At 52.5% G+C, this 21,697-nt stretch carries 18 protein-coding genes and 2 pseudogenes; 18 read left to right on the top strand and 2 right to left on the bottom strand.

What is annotated here, in order from left to right; genetic code table 11:
* Positions 1–63: 63 nt before the first annotated feature.
* The 10 genes from CAFE_RS00985 to CAFE_RS00945 all read left to right on the top strand — a co-directional run bounded on the left by CAFE_RS00985 (position 64) and on the right by CAFE_RS00945 (position 10,457).
* Positions 64–522, top strand: a complete 459-nt coding sequence (locus CAFE_RS00985; RefSeq protein WP_156989547.1) for a PrgI family protein — start codon at positions 64–66, stop codon at positions 520–522.
* The gene (locus CAFE_RS00980; RefSeq protein ID WP_156989546.1) at positions 422–2,827 is read left to right on the top strand and encodes a VirB4-like conjugal transfer ATPase, CD1110 family; all 2,406 of its coding nucleotides are present in this window, start codon (positions 422–424) and stop codon (positions 2,825–2,827) included. The genes CAFE_RS00985 and CAFE_RS00980 overlap by 101 nt, the downstream gene beginning before the upstream one ends.
* A gap of 34 nt (positions 2,828–2,861) precedes the next feature.
* Positions 2,862–4,589 carry a C40 family peptidase gene (locus tag CAFE_RS00975; protein WP_330593692.1) on the top strand — a complete coding sequence of 576 codons (1,728 nt, stop codon included), beginning with the start codon at positions 2,862–2,864 and terminating at the stop codon, positions 4,587–4,589.
* Positions 4,590–4,613: 24 nt separating this feature from the next.
* Entirely contained in the window at positions 4,614–4,859 is a 246-nt protein-coding gene (locus CAFE_RS00970; protein ID WP_330593690.1) for a DUF4315 family protein, read from the top strand.
* Positions 4,846–5,592 (top strand): CD1107 family mobile element protein, encoded by a 747-nt coding sequence (locus CAFE_RS00965; protein WP_156989545.1) that lies wholly within the window; start codon positions 4,846–4,848, stop codon positions 5,590–5,592. The genes CAFE_RS00970 and CAFE_RS00965 overlap by 14 nt, the downstream gene beginning before the upstream one ends.
* A complete protein-coding gene (locus tag CAFE_RS19615; protein WP_166525037.1) occupies positions 5,589–5,753 on the top strand; it encodes a hypothetical protein in 165 nt (54 codons plus the stop codon). Before CAFE_RS00965 ends, CAFE_RS19615 begins: the two co-directional genes overlap by 4 nt.
* Before the next feature lie 181 nt (positions 5,754–5,934).
* Entirely contained in the window at positions 5,935–6,903 is a 969-nt protein-coding gene (locus tag CAFE_RS00960; protein WP_156989544.1) for a helix-turn-helix transcriptional regulator, read from the top strand.
* A 233-nt stretch (positions 6,904–7,136) separates the two neighbouring features.
* Positions 7,137–7,994 carry an AraC family transcriptional regulator gene (locus tag CAFE_RS00955; RefSeq protein ID WP_156989543.1) on the top strand — a complete coding sequence of 286 codons (858 nt, stop codon included), beginning with the start codon at positions 7,137–7,139 and terminating at the stop codon, positions 7,992–7,994.
* 97 nt (positions 7,995–8,091) lie between these two features.
* A complete protein-coding gene (locus CAFE_RS00950; protein ID WP_156989542.1) occupies positions 8,092–10,152 on the top strand; it encodes a DNA topoisomerase 3 in 2,061 nt (686 codons plus the stop codon).
* Positions 10,149–10,457 carry an immunoglobulin gene (locus CAFE_RS00945; protein WP_156989541.1) on the top strand — a complete coding sequence of 103 codons (309 nt, stop codon included), beginning with the start codon at positions 10,149–10,151 and terminating at the stop codon, positions 10,455–10,457. The genes CAFE_RS00950 and CAFE_RS00945 overlap by 4 nt, the downstream gene beginning before the upstream one ends.
* 85 nt (positions 10,458–10,542) lie before the next feature.
* On the opposite strand, the gene CAFE_RS00940 is transcribed toward CAFE_RS00945, so the two are convergent.
* A complete protein-coding gene (locus CAFE_RS00940; RefSeq protein WP_156989540.1) occupies positions 10,543–11,718 on the bottom strand; it encodes an IS110 family RNA-guided transposase in 1,176 nt (391 codons plus the stop codon).
* Positions 11,719–11,983: 265 nt separating this feature from the next.
* Here CAFE_RS00940 and CAFE_RS20575 point away from each other — a divergent pair.
* The 6 genes and pseudogenes from CAFE_RS20575 to CAFE_RS00920 all read left to right on the top strand — a co-directional run.
* Positions 11,984–12,994, top strand: a pseudogene (locus CAFE_RS20575) (ArdC-like ssDNA-binding domain-containing protein); the annotation flags it as partial.
* A gap of 57 nt (positions 12,995–13,051) precedes the next feature.
* Positions 13,052–14,041, top strand: coding sequence for an LPD16 domain-containing protein (locus CAFE_RS20570; RefSeq protein ID WP_413814409.1), 990 nt, complete (start codon positions 13,052–13,054; stop codon positions 14,039–14,041).
* Positions 13,983–14,522 carry a YodL domain-containing protein gene (locus CAFE_RS19860; protein WP_233452656.1) on the top strand — a complete coding sequence of 180 codons (540 nt, stop codon included), beginning with the start codon at positions 13,983–13,985 and terminating at the stop codon, positions 14,520–14,522. The genes CAFE_RS20570 and CAFE_RS19860 overlap by 59 nt, the downstream gene beginning before the upstream one ends.
* A 1-nt stretch (position 14,523) precedes the next feature.
* Positions 14,524–14,742, top strand: a complete 219-nt coding sequence (locus tag CAFE_RS00930; protein WP_156989539.1) for a transposon-transfer assisting family protein — start codon at positions 14,524–14,526, stop codon at positions 14,740–14,742.
* Between the two features lie 113 nt (positions 14,743–14,855).
* On the top strand, positions 14,856–15,413 hold the full coding sequence (locus CAFE_RS00925) for an RNA polymerase sigma factor (RefSeq protein ID WP_156989538.1): 558 nt from the start codon (positions 14,856–14,858) through the stop codon (positions 15,411–15,413).
* Positions 15,410–16,021 (top strand): hypothetical protein, encoded by a 612-nt coding sequence (locus CAFE_RS00920; RefSeq protein ID WP_156989537.1) that lies wholly within the window; start codon positions 15,410–15,412, stop codon positions 16,019–16,021. Before CAFE_RS00925 ends, CAFE_RS00920 begins: the two co-directional genes overlap by 4 nt.
* Before the next feature lie 707 nt (positions 16,022–16,728).
* Here CAFE_RS00920 and CAFE_RS19855 read toward each other — a convergent pair.
* Positions 16,729–16,962 (bottom strand): hypothetical protein, encoded by a 234-nt coding sequence (locus CAFE_RS19855; RefSeq protein ID WP_233452655.1) that lies wholly within the window; start codon positions 16,960–16,962, stop codon positions 16,729–16,731.
* Between CAFE_RS19855 and CAFE_RS19850 the strand changes: the two genes are divergently transcribed.
* Positions 16,961–17,314, top strand: coding sequence for a TnpV protein (locus CAFE_RS19850; RefSeq protein WP_233452654.1), 354 nt, complete (start codon positions 16,961–16,963; stop codon positions 17,312–17,314). The two genes, CAFE_RS19855 and CAFE_RS19850, sit on opposite strands and share 2 nt — an antisense overlap.
* Before the next feature lie 653 nt (positions 17,315–17,967).
* A pseudogene (locus tag CAFE_RS20425) lies at positions 17,968–21,570 on the top strand (DEAD/DEAH box helicase family protein); the annotation flags it as partial.
* Positions 21,571–21,697 lie beyond the last annotated feature (127 nt).

Below are 21,697 nucleotides of genomic sequence, written 5' to 3'. Positions count from 1 at the left end.
CTTTTCCAGCCCCCATCGCAGATGTGGTGTTTTTTTATCAGATATATTTAGGAGAGTGATTCAATGGCTTATGTTCCCGTGCCCAAGGACCTGACCGCCGTGAAAACGAAGGTTCTGTTCAATTTAACGAAACGGCAGCTTATCTGTTTCAGCGGCGGCGCGCTTGTAGGCGTACCGCTTTTCTTTTTGCTCAAGGGGCCTGCAGGTTTCAGTGCCGGGGCCGCATCCCTCTGCATGGTGCTCGTGATGCTGCCGTTTTTCCTGATGGCCGTCTATGAGAAAAACGGCCTGCCGATGGAAAAGATAGTCCGCAATATTGCCCGTGTGCTGTTTCTCCGGCCAAAGCAGCGGCCCTATCAGACCAACAACTATTACGCCGTGCTCGCGCGGCAAAGTCAACTCGACAAGGAGGTGCGTCGGATTGTCGGTACAAAAGCAAAAACCGGCCGCAGGACGGTCATTGTCCCGCGCCGAGAGACGTCAGATCGAAGCCGCCGTCGCAAAGGCACGGCAGACCGATAAGAAAAAGCAGTCGGCGCAGGACAGCATTCCGTTTCAGCGTATGTTCCCGGACGGTATCTGCCGCGTGACCGACAGCTATTACACGAAAACCGTTCAGTTTCAGGACATCAACTATCAGCTCAACCAGAACGAGGATAAGACCGCCATTTTCGAGGGCTGGTGCGATTTCCTCAACTATTTCGACAGCTCCATTAAATTTCAGCTCTCGTTTCTGAACCTTGCTGCGACGCGGGACAGCTTTGCGAAAAGCGTCACCATCCCGCCGCAGGGCGACGATTTCGACAGCCTTCGTTCGGAATACACGGAAATGCTCCGGAACCAGCTTGCCAAAGGCAACAACGGCCTCATCAAGACCAAATACCTGACTTTCGGCATCGAAGCGGACAGTCTGAAAGCGGCCAAGCCCCGGCTGGAACGTATCGAGATCGACATTCTCAACAACTTCAAGCATCTCGGCGTGACAGCCGCTTCCCTGAACGGCGCGGACCGCCTGCGGCTGCTGCACGATATTTTCCGCATGGACGCGCCGGAGCCATTCCGTTTTTCGTGGGACTGGCTGGCTCCCTCCGGCCTCTCCGTCAAGGATTTCATCGCGCCGTCCTCCTTCGAGTTCAAAAGCGGCAGCATGTTCGGCATGGGGCGTCAGGTTGGTGCGGTGTCATTCCTGCAAATCCTCGCGCCGGAGCTGAACGACCGGATGCTGGCAGATTTTCTCGACATGGAATCCAGCCTCATCGTCACCATGCACATCCAGTCCATCGACCAGGTGAGCGCCATCAAGACGGTGAAACGGAAAATCACGGATTTGGATTCCATGAAGATTCAGGAGCAGAAAAAGGCCATCCGTTCCGGCTATGACATGGACATCATCCCCTCGGACCTTGCCACCTACGGCGAAGAAGCAAAAAAACTGTTGCAGGATTTACAGAGCCGCAACGAGCGTATGTTCCTCGTGACCTTTCTTGTTCTCAACGTGGCCGAAAACCGGCAGCGGCTGGACAACAACGTGTTTCAGGCAAGCTCCCTCGCGCAGAAATACAACTGCGCACTGACCCGGCTCGATTTCCGTCAGGAGGAAGGGCTGATGAGCAGTCTGCCGCTCGGTTTGAATCAGGTGGAAATCCAGCGGGGCCTGACCACATCAAGCACCGCTATTTTCATCCCGTTTACCACGCAGGAGCTGTTCCAGACGGGGCGCGAGGCGCTGTACTGCGGGCTGAACGCCCTGTCCAACAACCTCATCATGGTGGACAGAAAGCTCCAAAAAAACCCGAACGGTCTGATTCTCGGCACACCGGGCGCGGGCAAATCCTTCGCCGCGAAACGGGAAATCGTCAATGTGTTCCTCGTCACAAACGACGACATCATCGTCTGCGACCCGGAAGCCGAATACGGCCCGCTGATTGAGCGCCTGCACGGGCAGATCATCAAAATATCGCCCGCGTCAACCGATTACATCAATCCAATGGACATCAACCTCAACTATTCCGAGGAAGAAAACCCGCTGTCGCTCAAGTCCGATTTCATCCTTTCGCTCTGTGAACTGATCGTCGGCGGCAAAGAGGGCTTGCAGCCGGTGGAAAAGACCATCATCGACCGCTGCGTGAGGCTGGTGTACCGGAATTACCTGAACGACCCGCGCCCGGAGAGCATGCCGATTCTGGAAGATTTGTATAACGAGCTGCGGCGGCAGGATGAAAAGGAAGCGCAGTACATCGCCACGGCACTGGAAATCTACGTCACCGGCTCCCTCAACGTGTTCAACCACCGCACTACTGTGAATGTAAAAAACCGTGTCATCAGCTACGACATCCGGGAGCTTGGAAAGCAGCTCAAAAAAATCGGGATGCTCATCGTGCAGGATCAGGTCTGGAACCGCGTTACAGTCAACCGCGCCGTGGGAAAATCCACGCGCTACTATATCGACGAGTTCCATCTTCTTCTGAAAGAAGAACAGACCGCCGCCTATTCCGTGGAGATCTGGAAGCGGTTCCGCAAGTGGGGCGGCATTCCGACTGGGATCACGCAGAACATCAAGGATCTTCTTTCCTCACGGGAAATCGAGAACATCTTTGAAAATTCAGATTACATTTACATGCTCAATCAGGCTTCCGGCGACCGGCAGATTCTCTCCAAGCAGCTCGGCATTTCGCCGCATCAGCTTTCCTATGTCACCCATTCCGGCGAGGGCGAAGGGCTGCTGTTTTACGGCAACGTCATTCTGCCGTTTATTGACCATTTCCCGAAGGACACGGAGCTGTACCGTATCATGACCACCAAGCCGCAGGAAGTGGCGGCAACATGAGCGTCCGCGCTCGGCGGGACAGGAGGTGACGATAGTGGAAAAACGAGCGCCCCGCCTGCAATTTACAGAGGAGGAACAAACCGACCCAGTATTAAAAAAATTTGTCCACAGAGAGCAGAAAGCGGCGGTTAAAGCTGATCGCGCACAGGCCAAAGTCCCGAAAAAGACCGCTTTAAAACGGCAGCGCGCCGTTGACCCGGCCACCGGCAAGGTTACAACGCGCCTGAAATTCGAGGAAGTGGACAAGAAAAAGCCGCCCAAATTCACCCACGCCGTCCGGGATGCGCCCGGGAACGCCGTTCTGATGCAGTTCCATCGGGAAATCCGGCAGTCCGAGGATGAAAACGTGGGCGTGGAGGCAGCGCACAAAAGCGAGGAATCCGCCGAGACAGGCGGGCGTCTAGCGCACAGCGCCCATCGCTCCCACAAACTGAAACCCTACCGGGAATCGGCCAAAGCGGAAAAGCGGCTTGACCGCGCCAACCTCGGCTATTTGCAGAAAAAGGCCGCGCGGGACAATCCGCTGCTATCCGGAAATCCTTTGGCCCATTGGCGGCAAAAGCGGGCTGTCAAAAAGCAGTATGCCGCCGCGAAACGGGCCGGTCATTTTACCGGTTCTGCCGGGAAAGCCGCCCAAAACACTTCTAAAGCGGCAAAGACGGCGGCGCGGGAGGGCAAGCGGGCGGCGGCTTTTGTCGGACGGCACCGGAACGGTTTTCTTATTACCGCAGGCATTTTTCTGGTGCTTGTCCTGCTTCTGAACATTCTATCTTCCAGCTCGGTTCTGCTGGAGGGGGCGCTGTCCGGCGTTACCGCGTCCACCTATCCTTCCACGGACGACGCCATGCTCGGCGCGGAAGCCGCCTACGCCCAAAAAGAAGCAGACCTTCAGGACGAAATCGACCACTATGAGACACAGCACCCCGGGTATGACGAATATCACTATGACCTCGATAAAATCGGTCACGATCCGTATGTGCTGATCTCCATCCTGACCGCGTGGCACGGCGGCGAATGGACGCTGGATGAAGTCCGGGACATGCTTTCCGCGCTGTTCTCAAAAGAATATCAACTGACGCAGACCGTGGAGACGGAAACCCGAACCCGCACTGAAACGGATACCGTGACGGACCCGGACGGCACGACCCATACCGAAACCCGTCAGGTTCCCTATACCTACACCATCTGCAACGTGAAGCTGCACAACGAGGATTTGTCCCATCTTCCTATTTCCATCATGAACGAGGATCAGGTCGGCGTGTACTCAATGTATATGTCCACCCTCGGCAACCGGCCCGACCTGTTCCCTTCGTCGGCCTATCCGAACGCATCCACCGTCAAAAAGCCCACGGAATACGATATTCCCCCGGAAGCGATGGCGGACGCACGGTTCGTCGCCATGATGACGGAAGCGAAAAAGTACATCGGCTACCCTTACGTTTGGGGTGGCAGCAGCCCGAAAACCTCGTTCGACTGCTCCGGCTATGTGTCGTGGGTGATCAATCACAGCGGGTGGAACGTGGGACGGCTGGGGGCGCAGGGCCTCTGCGACATCTGCACTCCGGCTTCTCACGCCGACGTAAGACCCGGCGACCTTGTTTTCTTTGAACACACCTACGATACCGACGGTGTATCCCATGTGGGCATCTATGTGGGAAACGGCATGATGCTCGCGGCGGGGGACCCCATCGGTTACTCGAATCTCAACAATAGCTACTGGCAGATCCATTTTTATACGTTCGGGCGTTTACCGAACCCATAAACAAACAGATTGGAGGAATGAACCGTGAATCCGAAATTCAAAAAAATCGACGCCGAGTATGAAAAGAACGCGGCGAAAATCTCCGCGCTGCAAAACCGGCAGAAGGAACTGGAAAAGCAGCGCCGGGAACTGGAAAATCTCGATATTGTCGGCCTTGTGCGGGGCATGGGCATGACGGCAGAGGAACTGTCGGCGCTCATGAAAGCATCCCGCGAAAACCGGCCCGTATCCGACCAAAAGAAGCAGGAGGAACATCATGAAGAAATCTAAAATTCGCGTATTGGTCTGCCTGATGGCCGCCGTGTCCTGCACGGCGGCTTTTTCCGTCAACGTCCTCGCCTACAGCACAGGGACGACCTCTCCGACCTTGAGCAGTTCCAGCACCGCGAGCAGTACCGCATCGTCGTCGGCGTCGTCCGCAACGTCGTCCGGAACATCTCTCAAGCCGTTGACGCCGGACGGCACCGGGACGGTGATCGACAACGTGACCAACGAGGACGGCAAGGAGTTTTTCACCGTTACCACGCCGAGCAAGCACGTCTTTTACCTGATTATCGACCGTCAGAAAAACGCCGAAAACGTCTATTTCCTTGACGCCGTGACGGACAAGGACCTGCTTGCACTTGCAAAGAGCGACAACGAGGACGTATCCGGTTCTTCCTCGTCCAAGGTTACTTCTACTCTGGAGACATCCTCCGCGCCGACCGCATCGACGCCCACGGTTTCTTCTGTTTCCCGACCGGAAAAGCAGAACGGCAGCGCCGGAATCGCGGCGGTTGCCGTTCTTGCAGCCGTTCTCGCCGGTGCGGCGGTCTGGTTCTTCAAATTCCGCAAGCCGGGTAAAAAGGACAAGAACAAACCCGACCCGGACGATTACGATTACACCGAAGAAGAAGAGGAAGAATCTGAGCCGGAAGATGAACCGGAAGTCCCTGACTTAGAGACAGCGCAAAAAGACGGTTCCGAATCATCCGGTGGTGAAACGGAGAGTGAGGACGAATGACCTTTTTCACCGACAGCCCTTTTGAGCGGATGATGGTGCAGAAGCCTCAATACAGGCGGGAGGAACGGCCTCCCGCCCCGCCGAAAGGCCGTTCTGACCATCCCCCTGACTGTTACCGCAATCTTATCATCACACAGAAGGTCGTCAAGCCGGAGCGATAACGTTCCGGCTTGTTTCGGATAAACCTGTGTGTTAAGATATTTCGTAAGCTTTTAGATCGTTGATTATTCAAATAATCTCTGGCGCAAAAGAAAGCATCGATTTCCGCAAGTAAAATCAAGCAATGCAATTTCCTTTACTCTATAATTGTTATAGGGTAGTTGAAACGGGGTGAGCAGACGAATGTACGAGTGGCACAAGCAGATTCAAATAATCGTTGACCAAATTGACGAGTGTATCAGACATCATCACGATGAAGCACTAACGTTGCGGTTTCTTTCTCGCAAGTTGGGTTATTCTGAATTTCATACCACCAGAAAATTCAAGGAAATATCGGGTATGCAGTTTAGAGATTATTTGCGGCTTAGAAAGTTAGCCTTTGCACTGAAAGAGGTTCGGGATAGCGAAAAAAACATTTTGGATATTGCTTTTGATTATGGCTTTTCATCACACGAAGCTTTTACCAGAGCTTTCAAGGGAACCTATGGTGTAACTCCAAGTGAATACCGAAAAAAGCCTAAGCCTGTCGTTCTTCGTACAAAAATAAACCCCTTCGACCGCTACTTTTTCGGATTGGGAGAGATAGGTATGATAAAATCCACAGATGGTGTTAAAATTTATTTTGTAACCATTCCCGCACACAAATTCTTACACATTAAAAACTATGAGAGTAATGGGTACTGGGATTTTTGGCAAAAACAAAGCCTTATTTCGGGACAGGACTGCGATACAATTTGCGGCTTACTCGATAGCATCAAAGGTAAATTGGATGACGATGGTGGGAGCGAATCAAACAGCAGCAGCGGTCAAATTATGGCGTACATTAATGACCCGGACGGCAGACTCTGCGATTGGGGTTTCCCACGTATAGAGTGTTATGGCGTGCGCCTTCCTTCTGATTACAAAGGCGAAGTACCGCCACAAATGCTACTAATTGATGTTCCCGAAGCCGAGTATCTTGTTTTTGAACATGAGCCATTCGATTATGAGCAGGAAAATCGCAGTGTGGAGGAAAAGGTTGAAAAGGCAATGGCTACTTTTGATTTTGCAGGAACCGGTTATTGCTATGATACTTCCCCCGGGAGAATAATTTACTTTTATCATGATCCGGAACGTTTTTGGAAGTATATCAGACCAGTGAAAAAGTCATAATCACGGGTTTATTTTCACGACAGGTATAGCTACTGTGTAAGGGCAATCGAGAAATCGGTTGCCTTTTTTAATGCAAAAGGGGCTAATAAAATAACGCGGCTTGTTTTGGATTATCCTGAATGATAAGATACTTATAAACGCGAATTTAATCTGCGGACAAAATATAACACAAAAAGTCGGGAACAGCCGCTTTGAAAGTAATAAGATGAAAGCACAGGCAAGGAGATGTGTACATGGGCTGGGTTGATTGCATCGGTGAAGCCATCTGCTATATTGAAAACAATATTACTGATGAACTGACAATTGAAAAGATTGCAAAGCAGGTGTTAGTATCCCCTTTCTATTTTCAAAAGGGATTTGCCATGCTTTGCGGTTTTACGGTCGGAGAGTATATCCGAGAACGCAGGCTTACTCTTGCCGGCAGTGAGCTTGTTTCCACCGATGAAAAGATCATTGATATTGCACTGAAATACGGCTATGACTCACCGGACAGCTTCACCAAGGCGTTTACCCGTTTTCATGGCGTCACACCGACTGCCGTTCGAAAAGACGGAGCAATGATTAAGTCTTTTGCTCAGCTGAAAATCAAATTTACTTTGGAAGGCGGTTATGTTATGGATTACAAGATTGTCGAAAAGGATTCCTTTACGGTTATGGGAGCGTCCAGAACATTCAAGTATGATGACGCAAAAGCAGAAATTCCTAAGTTTTGGCTGGAACTCCATCAGCCCGGAAAAGAGCGGGTGGTATGTGGAATGTATGGCATCAGTATTGACGAGAGTATGGGATCGGATGAATTCGAGTATCTGGTCGCAGACAATTACAATCCGGCCGCAGAAATACCGGAAGGCTTTGTTACAAAGGTTATTCCCGCATACACCTGGGCTGTTTTTGCCTGCAAAGGCGGGATGCCCCAGTCCTTACAGGATGTAAGCAAAAGAATTTTTTCGGAATGGCTTCCAAACAGCAAGGATTATGAGATTGCGGCGGGCTACAATATTGAAATGTACAGCGATCCTGCCGAGTATCCCAAAGGAATACAGGATGAGAAATATTACAGCGAGATATGGATTCCTGTCAAAAAGAAGTAACCCAACAAAAGGCACAGATTTAGTTTCGTATCTTTATACTCAAGGGCAATCGAGAAATCGGTTGTCCTTTTTCTATGTCCGATGAAAGGAGAAAAAATTGAAACTTGTAATCAGTGAAAAGCCATCGGTTGCTCAAAGTATTGCCGCCGTGATCGGCGCGAAACAGCGCGGCAACGGGTTTCTGGAGGGCGGCGGCTATCTCGTTTCGTGGTGCCTCGGCCACCTCGCGGAGCTTGCAAGCGCCGACGCCTATGATGAAAAATACGCGAAATGGCGGCGTGAAGATTTACCTATCCTGCCGGAAAACTGGTGGTTCACCGTAAGCGGGGACAAACAAGCACAGTTTGATATTCTCCGCGCCCTGATGCGCCGCGACGATGTGGATGAAGTCATCAACGCCTGCGATGCCGGACGCGAGGGCGAACTGATCTTCCGTACCGTGTATGACATGGCGGGCTGTTCCAAGCCGATTAAACGGCTCTGGATTTCCTCAATGGAGGACGAGGCTATCCGGCAGGGCTTTGCCAACCTGAAACCGGGCCGGGATTACAACGGGCTGCATCAGTCCGCGCTCTGCCGGTCCAAGGCCGACTGGCTGGTGGGTATCAACGCGACACGCTTGTTCAGTACCCTTTACCATCGTACCCTGAACGTCGGGCGCGTCATGTCCCCGACACTGGCGCTCATCGTGCAGCGGGAAGCTGAAATTTCCGCATTCCAGCCGGAGCCGTTCTATACGGTCAGCCTCGACTGCGGCGACTTCACCGCCACCGGCGACAAGTTCAAACAGAAACCGGAGGCCGAAGCCATTGCCGCCGCCTGCAAAGGGAAAACAGCCACTGTCAGAGCCGTGGAGCGGAAAGAAAAAGCCGAAAAGACTCCCGCCCTCTACGACCTGACCACCCTCCAGCGCGACGCCAACCGTCTGCTCGGCTACACGGCCCAGCAGACGCTCGATTATCTGCAATCGCTTTACGAAAAGAAGCTCTGCACCTATCCGCGCACCGACAGCCGGTTCCTGACAAACGATATGGAGGGAACCGTCCCGGCACTTGTCTCCGTCGCCGCCGGTATTTGCGGCGCGGATGTTCCTGAAAAGCTCAACGCCGGTCAGGTCTGCGACAGCGCGAAGGTCAGCGACCATCACGCCGTCGTTCCCACCTCCGTCGCTGGCAAAGCGGATGTTTACGCGCTGCCCGCCGGAGAACGGGAAATTCTGCGTTTCGTTTCCCGACAGCTTCTCTGCGCAGTCAGTGAGCCGCACCGATACGACGAAACAGCCGTCACGCTGGACTGTGCAGGGTATGGATTTACTGCCAAGGGCAAAACGATCCTCGTTCCGGGCTGGAAAACCTATTTTCAGGAACAGTCCGACAAACCTTTGCCTGAGTTAAAAGAAGGACAGGACATCCCTATTTCCGCTTTTTCAGTCAAAGATGGAAAAACCTCGCCGCCCAAACACTACACGGAGGACACCCTGCTTTCCGCGATGGAGACGGCGGGCGCGAAGGATATGCCGGATGATGCGGAGAGAAAAGGTTTGGGCACCCCCGCCACCCGCGCGGCCATTCTGGAAAAGCTCGTTACTACCGGATTTGTGGAACGGAAAAAGGCCAAGAAAACCGTCAATCTCATTCCGTCTCAGGTCGGTGTGTCGCTTGTCACCGTCCTGCCGGAACAGCTTCAATCCCCGCTGCTGACCGCCGAATGGGAAAACCGGCTCAAACAGGTGGAGCGCGGCGAACTGGAACCGAACGCTTTTATGAACGGGATTTCATCCATGCTCCGGGAACTTATAAAAACATATACGCCGGTCAAGGGCGCGGAAGTGCTGTTCCCCTCCGGTCGGGAAATTATCGGCAAATGCCCCCGTTGCGGCGGCAGCGTGACCGAAAGCAAAAAGGGCTTTTTCTGCGAAAACGACAGTTGCCGTTTCGGGCTGTGGAAGGACAACCGGTTTTTCGCTGTCAAGAAAAAGGCGCTGACAAAATCCGTCGCCGCCGCGCTCCTGAAGGACGGGCGCGTAAGGCTTACCGGCTGCTATTCCGAAAAAGCCGGCAAGACTTACGACGCCACGGTGATTTTGGATGACACCGGGGAACACGTCAATTTCAAACTGGAATTTGATTCGGGGACGAAAAAGCGGGGCAGATCATGAAACTTACCAAATATGAACGGGAGACGATCATCAGCTATAACGAAGAAGAAGCGACGGCCAGCGTTTACACACATAATAAAAAACTTATCCAAAAGCTCAAACGGCTCTCAGTAAAATACCCCGACAAGGTGAAACCGGAGCACCCGGAGCATCGCGGGGCCGTCAGCTATCTTGTTCCCAAAGGCTGTGTTTCCGTCCGGGAACCGTACAGCGACCGGCGGCGCGAAGCCGACAGTTTGCGGGCTAAAACAGCGAAAATACGCCCTCCCGACAGATTAACTATTAAAAGTCAAGTTCGAAACTGAGGATGGTGATCGAAAAGAAGATGGTTCAAAAATGTATAGCAAAGCGAGGTCCTATCAAAGTTTCACACCAGCTATTGAGTGAAAGCTATGCTGCCAGGTGATAAGATTCTCCGGACTTTTCTAAGGCGTAAATGAGCCGTACCAGCTTTTTGGCAGCATGGGAGATTGCGACATTGTAGTGCTTGCCCTCTGCTCGTTTCTTAGCAAAGTAGGAAGAAAACGTCGGAACCCAAAGGCAAACATACTTTGTGGCATTAAATATGGCATAACGTAGGTATCTGGAACCCCGTTTTTCCATGTGGGCATAGCAATTTTTGAGTTGCCCGGACTGGTAGGTAGAGGGCGAAAGCCCGGCGTAGGCCAGAATTTTATCCGGAGAGTCGAACTGGGAGAAGTCTCCTACCTCAGCCAGAATCATAGCACCCATCTGAGTACCAATGCCGGGAACGGTGGTAATAGGTGAATGAATCTTATCCATAATGTGTTGGATGGCGGACTCAATTTCCCCAATCTCGGTATCCAGTTCCCTGATAAGCCGGATGGTATGCTGCAGCTCCAGCGATTTCGCCGGCATCACAGAACCGACGGAATTTCTGGCAGCATCACGGATTTTTACGGCCATGTCCCGCCCATAGCGGCCTCTGGAAGCGTCATGTAAAAGTGTTTTCAGCCGCGTCAGATGAGCTTCCGCAATCTGTTTGGCTCCTGGAAATTTCTCCAGCAAGGTATAAACGGAAACTATGTGAAGCGTCGGTACCAACTTTTCCAGTTCAGGAAAGAGAATGCAGACCAGACGGGAAATTGATTGCTTAAGCTGGCCACGCTCCTTCACCTTGTCAAAACGGTACCTCGTCAGTGACTTCAATTCCTCATTGTGGTATGCTGTATTTGTGTAGGGCTTGAGGCCTAAATCAGACATAAGCATAGCCGCAATCGTTCGTGCATCGACACGGTCTGTCTTCGTCTTTCTGAGACTGAGGCTTTTCCGGTAAAGGTTAGTGTGCAGGGGGTTCAGGACATAGGTGGGAAGACCATTGTCAAGAAGAAACCCAAGGATGTTGTAGCTGTAATGTCCGGTAGCCTCAAGCCCTACTTTTATTTTGTCTTGAGTCGAGGAGCAGCTTCGGATTTTCTGCAGCAGACTCTGGAACCCCTCTAGGCTGTTCGGGATGGTGAACACATCCGCGAGGACTTCCCCTTCTGAATTGATAATAAAGCAGTCGTGCTTATCCTTGGCAACGTCGATTCCAACAGAAATCATAGCAAGACCTCCGACGGTAAGATTGTGATGCTGCTTCCACAGGGCGCTTTGCTCTTGTAACCTTGTTCCACATAAACCGTCTGGCGGTATTTAACTAATTAACAAAAATGCAAAGGGCTGTGGTTGGAACCTGTCGGGAACCATCTGGTGGTAGGAGCATACAACCAATCCACAGCATCCTTTACAGTGTAGCACAAGTCCTTGGAGAGGGCCCTTAATAACTACTACTCTATAATACAAGGAGCATACGCTCCGAAAATGAATAATGAGCGCGCTCCTGCATAGGATTCCCCCGGCCTGTGCGGGGGCGCGCTTTTTTCGATTCTATGAATTGAGAAAGGAGCACACTATGGCCGAAAAGAATAAAGAACGGCTGAAAGAGATCACCGACAGCATCGAACAGGGCATCCAAAGCCTGTTCCAGAGCGACCGGTACGCGCAGTACCTCCGTACCATGTCCCGGTTTCACCGCTATTCCGTCAACAACACCATGCTCATCTACATGCAGAAACCGGACGCCACCCTCGTGGCCGGGTTCAACAAATGGCGCGATCAGTTCAGTCGGAATGTCATGCGGGGCGAAAAAGAGATCAAAATTATCGCTCCCACGCCGTTCAAAAAGAAAATCGAGGAAGAAAAGCTCGACCCCGATACCAAGGTTCCCATGCTGGACGCGGACGGCAAGATCATCATGGAGGAAAAGGAAATCAAAATTCCCATGTACAAGGTGGTGTCGGTCTTTGACGTTTCGCAGACCGAGGGGAAGCCTCTGCCGACATTGGCAAACGATCTCATGGGAAATGTGAAGCAATATGAGATTTTCATGGAGGCGCTGCGGCGTTCGTCCCCCGTTCCGCTTGCTTTTGAAGCGATGGAGCCGAATACGGACGGCTATTTCAGCGAAAAAGACCAGCGTATCGCCATCCGGTCCGGCATGAGCGAAGTGCAGACCGTCTCCGCCGCCGTCCACGAAATCACTCACGCCACGCTGCATAACTATGAACAGGCCCGGCTTGCCGCCGCCAAAAGTGATGAAACCGCCGAACCGCCCAAACCGAAGGATCGGCACAGCGAGGAAGTGGAGGCCGAGAGCGTTTCCTATGCCGTCTGCCAATATTACGGCATTCAGACCGGCGAGAACAGCTTCGGCTATATCGCCTCTTGGAGCAAGGATAAGGAATTGCCGGAGCTGCGGGCTTCTCTTGAAACCATCAATAAAACCGCCTCCGGCCTTATTTCCGACATCGACCAAAATTTCCGCGAGGTCCTGAAAGAGTATGACAGCGTTCTGGAACAGTTCGCCGGGGACGTGTATCAGTACACAACTTCCGTCATGGAACCGCCGTTTCCTCTCAACTCTATGGAGGAAGAAGTCCCGGCCACCGTGGAAGATTTGAAAAGCGGTTACGGAAAAGACACCCGTGCGGCCATTTTCAGTGCCGCCAAGGGTGAGGACACGGCGTTCCCGGATGAGCTTCTGCGGCGGCTGGATGAAATCGAAAAAATCTATTCTCCGAGGGAAACCGAGGCGGTGTATCTGCTGGACAACGCCGCCTATCTTTATTTGAAGGAAAATGAGGACGGATACGGCTATACCCTTTACGATAAGGAGAGCCTGCGGGAAACGGCAAATGGATTTGCCGATGAGGGTGTCAGTTCCATTCCAACCGCTTACGAACAGGCGATTGCCCTTGAACACCTGACCCCCGCAACCTCAGAAAAGGTGCCGCTTGACATTCTAAACAAGATTGCCGCCGTGCGTGAACAGGACATACAGGAATATATCCGTAAAAATAATCTAAGCATGGGGGATCATCAGATTGTCACGCCGGAGCCACAAGATGCCCCCACATCCTCGAAAGAAGCCAGTATGCTGCCGGATGCGCCGGAACTGGCACTCGACGAATATCCCAGGCCGGATTCAGAACTGACCGTGGCAAATCTGAAAGCCTGCGGGTATCTGGACGGCGATCTGCTGTCCCTCTCCAAAGACCGGGCGTTGGAGCTTTTCGAGCAGGATCTCACCGTTTACATGATTGAGAACGGCGGCGCAAGCATGGCGTTCGACCCGGATGAGATTCAGGCCCACAGCGGCCTGTTCGCCGTCAGTCGCGAGGAATGGGAAGAAAGCCGGGAGTTTTCATCCGCTATAGAGGACCGGATGAAGCATCAGGAGCAGCGGGAAGCCGCTTTTTTGAAAACCTCTCAGGACGCTTTCGCCATCTATCAGGTCAAGGACGGCGACGAGCTGCGGGATATCCGGTTTGAGCCGCTCAGTTGGCTGGAATCCAAAGGCATTTCCGTGGATCACGGCAATTTATGATCTTACCTATACCGCCCCGCTTACCGATAAGGGCAATACAGAGGAAAGACTGGCCGTTTTGTGGGACAGGTTTAACAACGATCATCCCGCCGATTATCACAAGCCGAGCCTGTCCGTCAGCGACATCATTGCCCTAAAGCAGAACGGCGTTGTATCCTGTCACTATGTGGACAGCTTCGGTTTTCAGGAGATTCCGGCCTTTCTGAAGCCGGAAAACTACCTGAAAAGCGCGGAAATGTCGATGGAGGACGATTACGACATGATCGACGGCGTCATCGACAACGGAAAAAATCCCACCGTCGCGGAGCTGGAACAGCAGTCCAAAACCGGTCAGCCGATCTCCCTTCTGGAGCTTGCCGAGGCGTCTCGGCGGGAAGACGACGAAAAGAAAAATTCCGTCGTGGAACGGCTCAGAAATCAGCCGGTCAGCCGGGAACACAAAAAAACAGCGCCCGACAGAGGCGCGGAAATGGAGCGGTGATATGTTTACTAACGATGAAATCAACCTGATGTGCATTTACAATACCGGGACGCGGGAGGGACTGATTGCGGAGCTGACAAAGATGCGCGACTATCTCGGCGCGGAGGAAACAGAGCTTCTGTCCCTGACGGATTCCGCGCTGGGAAAGCTCCGGGGCATGAGCGACGCCGAGTACGCCGAGCTTGATCTGCTCCCGGATTTTGACGTGGATGCTGAATGAAGAACACGATTATCAATTTTTTACATGATTTTTCTCAAAACATTGCAACCAATTTATTCTTTTCCGATCTATAATAAGTGAAAGCTTTCATTAAATAAGAGAGGGGGAAAAGCATGGATGATTCCCAAATTATTCAGTTGTATTTTGAGCGTTCCGAAGAAGCAATTGACAAGACTAAGATAAAATATGGAAATTTCTGCTTTTGTATTGCTAACAACATCCTAAAAAGCAAGGAGGATGCCGAGGAATGTGAAAGCGACGCATATTTGAGGGTATGGAATGCTATTCCTCCCCAAAAACCTAGTATGTTAAAATCCTATCTTGGGAAGATCGTTCGCAATCTTGCCTTGCAACGATACGAATATTATTCAGCTCAAAAAAGGAACACTGAATTAGAAATCGCCTTTTCTGAACTGGAAGAATGTATTGTCGGATTAAAGGGTGTGGAAGGGCAATATGATGCCGATGATCTTGGAAGGTCAGTGAACTGTTTTCTCCATACTATTGATCGCGAATCACGAATTATATTTGTTAGGCGATATTGGTTCACAGATTCCATTAAAGAAATTGCAGTCCGTTTTGAAATCAGTGAAAGTAAAGTTAAATCCTCTCTCTTTAGGACAAGAAACAAATTGAAAGTCTATTTACAGAAAGGAGGCTTTATGGCATGACAGGGAAAAATCTGTATAATGCCATCAATAGTATCGATGATAACTTCATACAAGAGGCCGATGAAGCTGTCACCCTCAAAAAAAATGTGGTCAGCTTCAATTGGAAACGTTTCACTGGAATTGCCGCATGCATTGCGCTTGTTTTATGTGCTTCTGTAATCATACCAAAATTTCTTCCTACTTTAATATCAAGCAAAGAGGCACATCAGGAAAAGACCACAAACGCCATTCTCAATGACTATGTTGATATATACTATCTTGAAAATGGCACAACTGAGATAAAAAAAGAATCGGTGAAGTTAGATTACACTCCACAGAATATCTTTCAAGAATGGAAAAAGTTGAATAACATTCCTGATAGTGTGAGTATGGTTGATTATAAAATTGATTCGAATGGGTATGAACAATCAGGGAATAGCAGTACCGCCACGTATGTTGTTGGGGATGTTTTTACCTTAAATGTGACATTGTCGAACGAATTTACGGATTGTCTTACCAAGAGCAATCGCACGGCTTTATTAAAATCTCTTGAAAAAACACTAAGTTATCAAAAAATTAAATATAAGTCAATCAATATCTTTGTTGATGGGCAAAAAATCAACAATTAAGCGTTTCCCAAAAAGTTTTAATTCAGAGAAACAGTGCGATACCAAAGATGATGGCCGTTACAAAACTTCCGTTTTGTAACGGCCATTTTAGCATATTGAAAAACTAGTTTATGTTGCGTTTTATTATAAAACTCATTTGAGTAACAGGAAGGAGTTGTAAATATATGCCGACAAAACTACAAGCCTGCGAGCAGATCGCGGAGAAAACGGCGACGCAGATTACCGCCAGTCATGAAAGCTGGATGGATTTTCTGAAAACCGCCGCGCGGCTCTACAAGTACCCATATCAAGAACAGCTCATGATTTTCGCCCAGCGCCCCGACGCGACGGCCTGTGCCGGATATGAGGTCTGGAACGATAAAATGCGCCGGTACGTTCGGCACGGCAGCAAGGGGATCGCGCTCATCGACGCATCCGGCGACAGGCCGGGAATCCGGTACGTCTTTGATATTTCCGACACGGGCGGCAGGGAGAATTCCCGCCGTCCGTTCCTTTGGCAGTACCGCCCGGAGCATGAGGACGCGGTTGCGACAGTGCTGGAACAGGAATATGAAATTTCAGGCGAAAAGGGCCTTGCCGATCAATTGGAGCAGATCGCCGGACAGTTGGCAAACGAATATTGGCAGGACCATCAGTACGACATTCTCCACATCGTTGACGGCAGCTTTTTAGAGGAATATGATGAATTCAACATCGGAGCACAGTTCCTAAATGCCGCCTCTGTCAGTCTGACCTACGCCCTCATGTCCCGCTGCGGGCTGGAACCCGACGAATACTTTGAGCATGAGGATTTTCTGAGCATCTTTGATTTCAACACGCCGGATACCGTCGCCGCCCTCGGCACGGCGGTCAGCGAAGGAAGTCAAAGGGTGCTGCGGCAGATTGAAGTCACCGTTAAAAATTACGAACGAGAACACCTCGCGGAAAGGAGCGCCACACATGGAGAACAACCTGACCTACACCAAGAACGGGGATTACCTGATTCCGGACCTGACGATCACGGAGCAGACGGAGAGCATCGGGAAATACGGGAGGATGCGGAAGAATTACCTGAAGGAGCACCGTCCGGTTCTGTACAACAGCCTGCTGTTGTCGGAGAAGCTGTACCCGCACCTGTTGGAGATCGAGCGGACGGCGACGGCGCGGTTAGAGCGCATGATGCCGGAGCTGATGAAATCGGCGGGCGTTACGGAGAGCCTGAAAGCCTCCGACCCGATGCGCTGGGTGGGCCTCATGAACGACCTCAAAGCGCAGGCCGAGGAAACGATTCTGACGGAGCTTATCTACAGCTAAGTTTCTTCCCGTCGGAGCAGGAACAAATACAGAAAATTGCCGCAACGGAGAGCGAAAAGCCCTCCGCTTTTTTTGTACCAGCACCACAGAAGCCGGAAAAAAGCACTACGGCCCAAGCCGACATTGACGCCGCCCTTCAGGAATGGAACGGCAGCACCGAAAGCAAAAACACCGTTGCCGAGTATATGCGGAAACACGCCCGCGACAAGGACACGTCGGCGTTCCTGCGCGCCGAGTACGGCGACGATCTCCCGGCGTTTCCCGTGACCGTGGGCAGCACATCGACGGACTTGTCATGGCCGAAGGTGCAGCGGCGAATCGCCCAGCTCATCCGGGAGAATCGGTTTTACACGCAGGAAGAACAGGCAGCGCCCGATCTTAGCGACCAGCCGATCACCCGCACCGGCGACACCATCACCATCGGAAACGGTGACGCTTCCCATGAAGTGGATATAACGCTTTCCGACGAGCAATGGGAGGCGCTACAGCGGACGGTTCCCGACAGCGCTGCTATTCAGCTTCCCTACAAGATTGGCGATACGGTATTTCTGAACAATAAGCCCTTTGAAATCACCGACATCGGCACTTCCGACGTCCAACTCCGCGACCCGTCGCTTGCCTATCCCATTTTCCGCGCTGAAAGCCGGGAAAACTTTGAACGCCTGCTGCGGCAGGATTCCCGGAACGGTCCCATCACGGAGTTTCTGGCTGCGGACTTGGAACACACGGACGCCGATCTGCGCGAGGCCCTGACTTCCGGCCTGCTGGAACAGCGGGACAAGGAAAAGATTGCGGGATACTTCCGCGAAAACGAGGGTAATACCCGCGTGGCCCAACGCCTTTCTGATACCTATGCTGGGACTTCCGATACGATGGAATTGGCCACCGGAGAGACGGCGGATTTCTTCGCCACCACCACGGGCTTCGAGGTCGATATTCACGACAAATACAACAGCAAACGGAGCGCCCGTTGGGAAGAAATTGCCCCAATTCTCCGCGCTCTGTATGAACAGGAGCAGGACGGCTTTTCCCATGAACCGGTCCTGCGGGAGCCTGCCATAGAGCCGTCCGGCAAGCTACGCCCGGAAAGCGGTGTGGCTCTCCCTGAAAAAACGGTCACCGCAAAAGAACAGGTTGAATCAGAACGCCGCAACTTTCGCATTATCGATGACCATTTGGGCGAGGGCGGCGCGAAGACCAAATACGGCTACAACATCGCCGCTATCCGCACTCTGAAACAAATCGAGTCCGAGGGCCGCACGGCAACGCCGGAAGAACAGGAAACCCTCTCCCGGTATGTCGGATGGGGCGGCATCCCGCAGGCGTTCGACCCTGACAACGCCGCATGGTCAAAGGAATATACCGAGCTGGTCGGCGCACTGACCGCCGAGGAATACGAAATGGCACGGGCCTCTACATTGAACGCCCATTACACCAGCCCCACGGTAATCCGAGCCATTTATGAAGCTGTCGGCAACATGGGCTTTCAGACCGGCAACATTCTGGAACCGGCCTGCGGCGTCGGCAACTTTTTCGGCCTGCTGCCGGAGAGCATGGCGGCGTCCCGGCTCTACGGCGTGGAGCTGGACAGCATCACAGGCCGGGTTGCCAAACAGCTCTATCCCAACGCCAACATTACCGTGGCGGGCTTTGAAACTACCGACCGGAAAGACTTTTTTGATTTGGCCGTTGGCAACGTGCCGTTCGGCAGCTACAAGGTTTCCGACCGGGCTTACGACAAACTCGGTTTCCCGATTCACGATTATTTCTTTGCCAAAACACTCGATCAGGTGCGGCCGGGCGGCGTGATCGCGTTCGTGACCAGCCGCTACACGATGGATAAACAGTCGCCGGAGGTGCGGCGGTACATCGCGCAGCGCGCGGAATTGCTGGGGGCCATTCGGCTTCCGAGCAATGCTTTCAAGGCCAACGCCGGAACAGAAGTCACCACCGACATCCTCTTTCTCCAAAAGCGCGACCGGCCCATTGACATTGAACCGGATTGGGTGCATCTCGGTCAGACCGGGGATGGCATTCCCGTCAACGGCTATTTTGCCGATCATCCCGAAATGGTGCTGGGGACGATCAAATGGGATGATAAGATGCACGGCGATAAAAAGGAAACAACCTGTGAGCCGTTTCCCGATACTGATCTTTCCGAACAGCTCCACGAGGCGGTTTTCCATATTCAGGGACAGATGGCCGAAGCGGAACTGCCGGATCTCGGTGAGAACGAGGAAATCGACGATTCCATCCCGGCAGACCCCGACGTAAAAAACTATTCCTATACCGTCGTGGACGGCAAGGTGTACTACCGGGAAAACTCCCGCATGGTGCGGCCGGAGCTGAACGAAACAGCCAAGGCCCGCGTCATGGGCATGGTGGAGCTGCGGGACTGTGTGCAGAAGCTCATCAACCTCCAGTTGGATGAATACACGGCAGATGCGGCAATTTTTCAGGCGCAAGCGGAGCTGAACCGGCTCTACGACGCCTTTTCCGCGAAATACGGCCTCATCAACTCGCGCGGCAACAGTCTCGCGTTTGCGGAGGATTCTTCGTACTATCTGCTCTGTTCTCTGGAAGTGATTGACGAGGACGGCAAGCTGGAACGCAAGGCCGACATGTTCACCAAGCGTACCATCCGGCAGCGGAAAATCGTCACTTCCGTGGACACGGCGTCGGAAGCGTTGGCTCTCTCCATCGCGGAAAAGGCGCGGGTGGATATGGATTACATGGCTTCCCTCACCGGCAAAACGCCGGAAGCGCTGATCGACGAACTGCGGGGTGTGATTTTCCGCGATTTGGGCGAACAGGACCCGGCAAGTGTTCCGAAAGCCTTTTACAAGCTGGGCAATATCCCCTTTGTGACCGCCGACGAATACCTCTCCGGCAACGTGCGCCGTAAGCTGCGGCTGGCGAAAGACCTCGCGGAAATGCGGCCCGATCTTGCGGAGAAAATCGCCCCCAACGTTGAGGCGCTGGAAGCCGCCCAGCCGAAAGACCTCGACGCCTCGGAAATCGAGGTGCGTCTCGGCGCGACGTGGATTGACAAGGGGTACATCCAGCAGTTCATGGAAGAACTGCTCAACCCGCCGTCCGGTGTGCGCGATGGCATCCGGGTAAACTATTCCTCGTTTACGGCGGAGTGGGCTATATCCAATAAAAACAGCATCGGCTACAACAATGTGGCGGCTTATGTCACCTATGGCACCGACCGCGCCAACGCCTACCGAATTCTGGAGGACAGCTTAAATCTCCGGGACACGCGGATCTACGATACCGTGACAGACCCGGACGGCAAAGAGCGCCGCGTCCTCAATTCCAAAGAAACCACCCTCGCCCAGCAGAAGCAGCAGGCCATCAAGGACGCTTTCCGCGACTGGATCTGGAAAGACCCGGAGCGGCGTCAGACCCTGACGAAAAAATACAACGAAACGTTTAATTCCAGCCGCCCACGTGAATACGACGGGCGGCATCTTGTATTCCCCGGTATGAACCCTGAAATCAAGCTGCGAGAGCATCAGCTCAACGCCGTGGCGCACCAGCTTTACGGCGGGAACACTCTGCTGGCGCACGTCGTAGGCGCGGGCAAAACCTACGAAATGATCGCCGCCGCAATGGAGGGCAAGCGGCTGGGGCTGTGTCAAAAATCCCTGTTTGCCGTTCCGAATCATCTGACGGAGCAGTGGGCTTCCGAGTTTCTGAGACTGTATCCTTCGGCCAATATTCTCGTTACCACACGAAAGGATTTTGAAAAACGCAACCGCAAAAAATTATGCGCCCGGATCGCCACCGGCGATTACGACGCAATCATTATGGGCCACTCGCAGTTTGAGAAAATCCCCGTCTCGCTGGAACGGCAGAAACGGCTGATTCAGGAACAGATTTGGGAAATTGAAAACGGGCTGGAGGAACTCAAAGACAGTGGCGCAGAGCAATTCACAATCAAGCAGTTGGAACGCACCAAGAAGGGGCTCGAGGCCCGGTTAAAGCGTCTTAACGACAATTCCCGCAAGGATGATGTCGTCACTTTCGAGCAGCTCGGCGTGGACCGTCTGTTCGTGGATGAAGCGCACAACTACAAAAATCTGTTTCTCTACACGAAAATGCGCAACGTGGCGGGCCTCTCCACCACCGACGCGCAGAAGTCCAGCGACATGTTTCTGAAATGCCGGTATCTCGACGAAATCACGCACAGCCGGGGCGTCGTATTCGCCACCGGGACGCCAGTCAGCAATTCAATGACCGAGCTTTATGTGCGCCCGTAAGGGTATATATCAAAAACCGCCTTTAGCAAGCGGCAGGTAAAATATCAGGAAAGGACGGTGAAATTACACCTGTCATCCCACAACTTATCCGGATGGGGAAACCCGATGGGGAGTG

Origin of the sequence: Caproicibacter fermentans, assembly GCF_009746625.1 — a bacterium.
Taxonomy (GTDB): domain Bacteria; phylum Bacillota; class Clostridia; order Oscillospirales; family Acutalibacteraceae; genus Caproicibacter; species Caproicibacter fermentans.
This window is presented reverse-complemented; position numbering and strand designations above follow the sequence as displayed.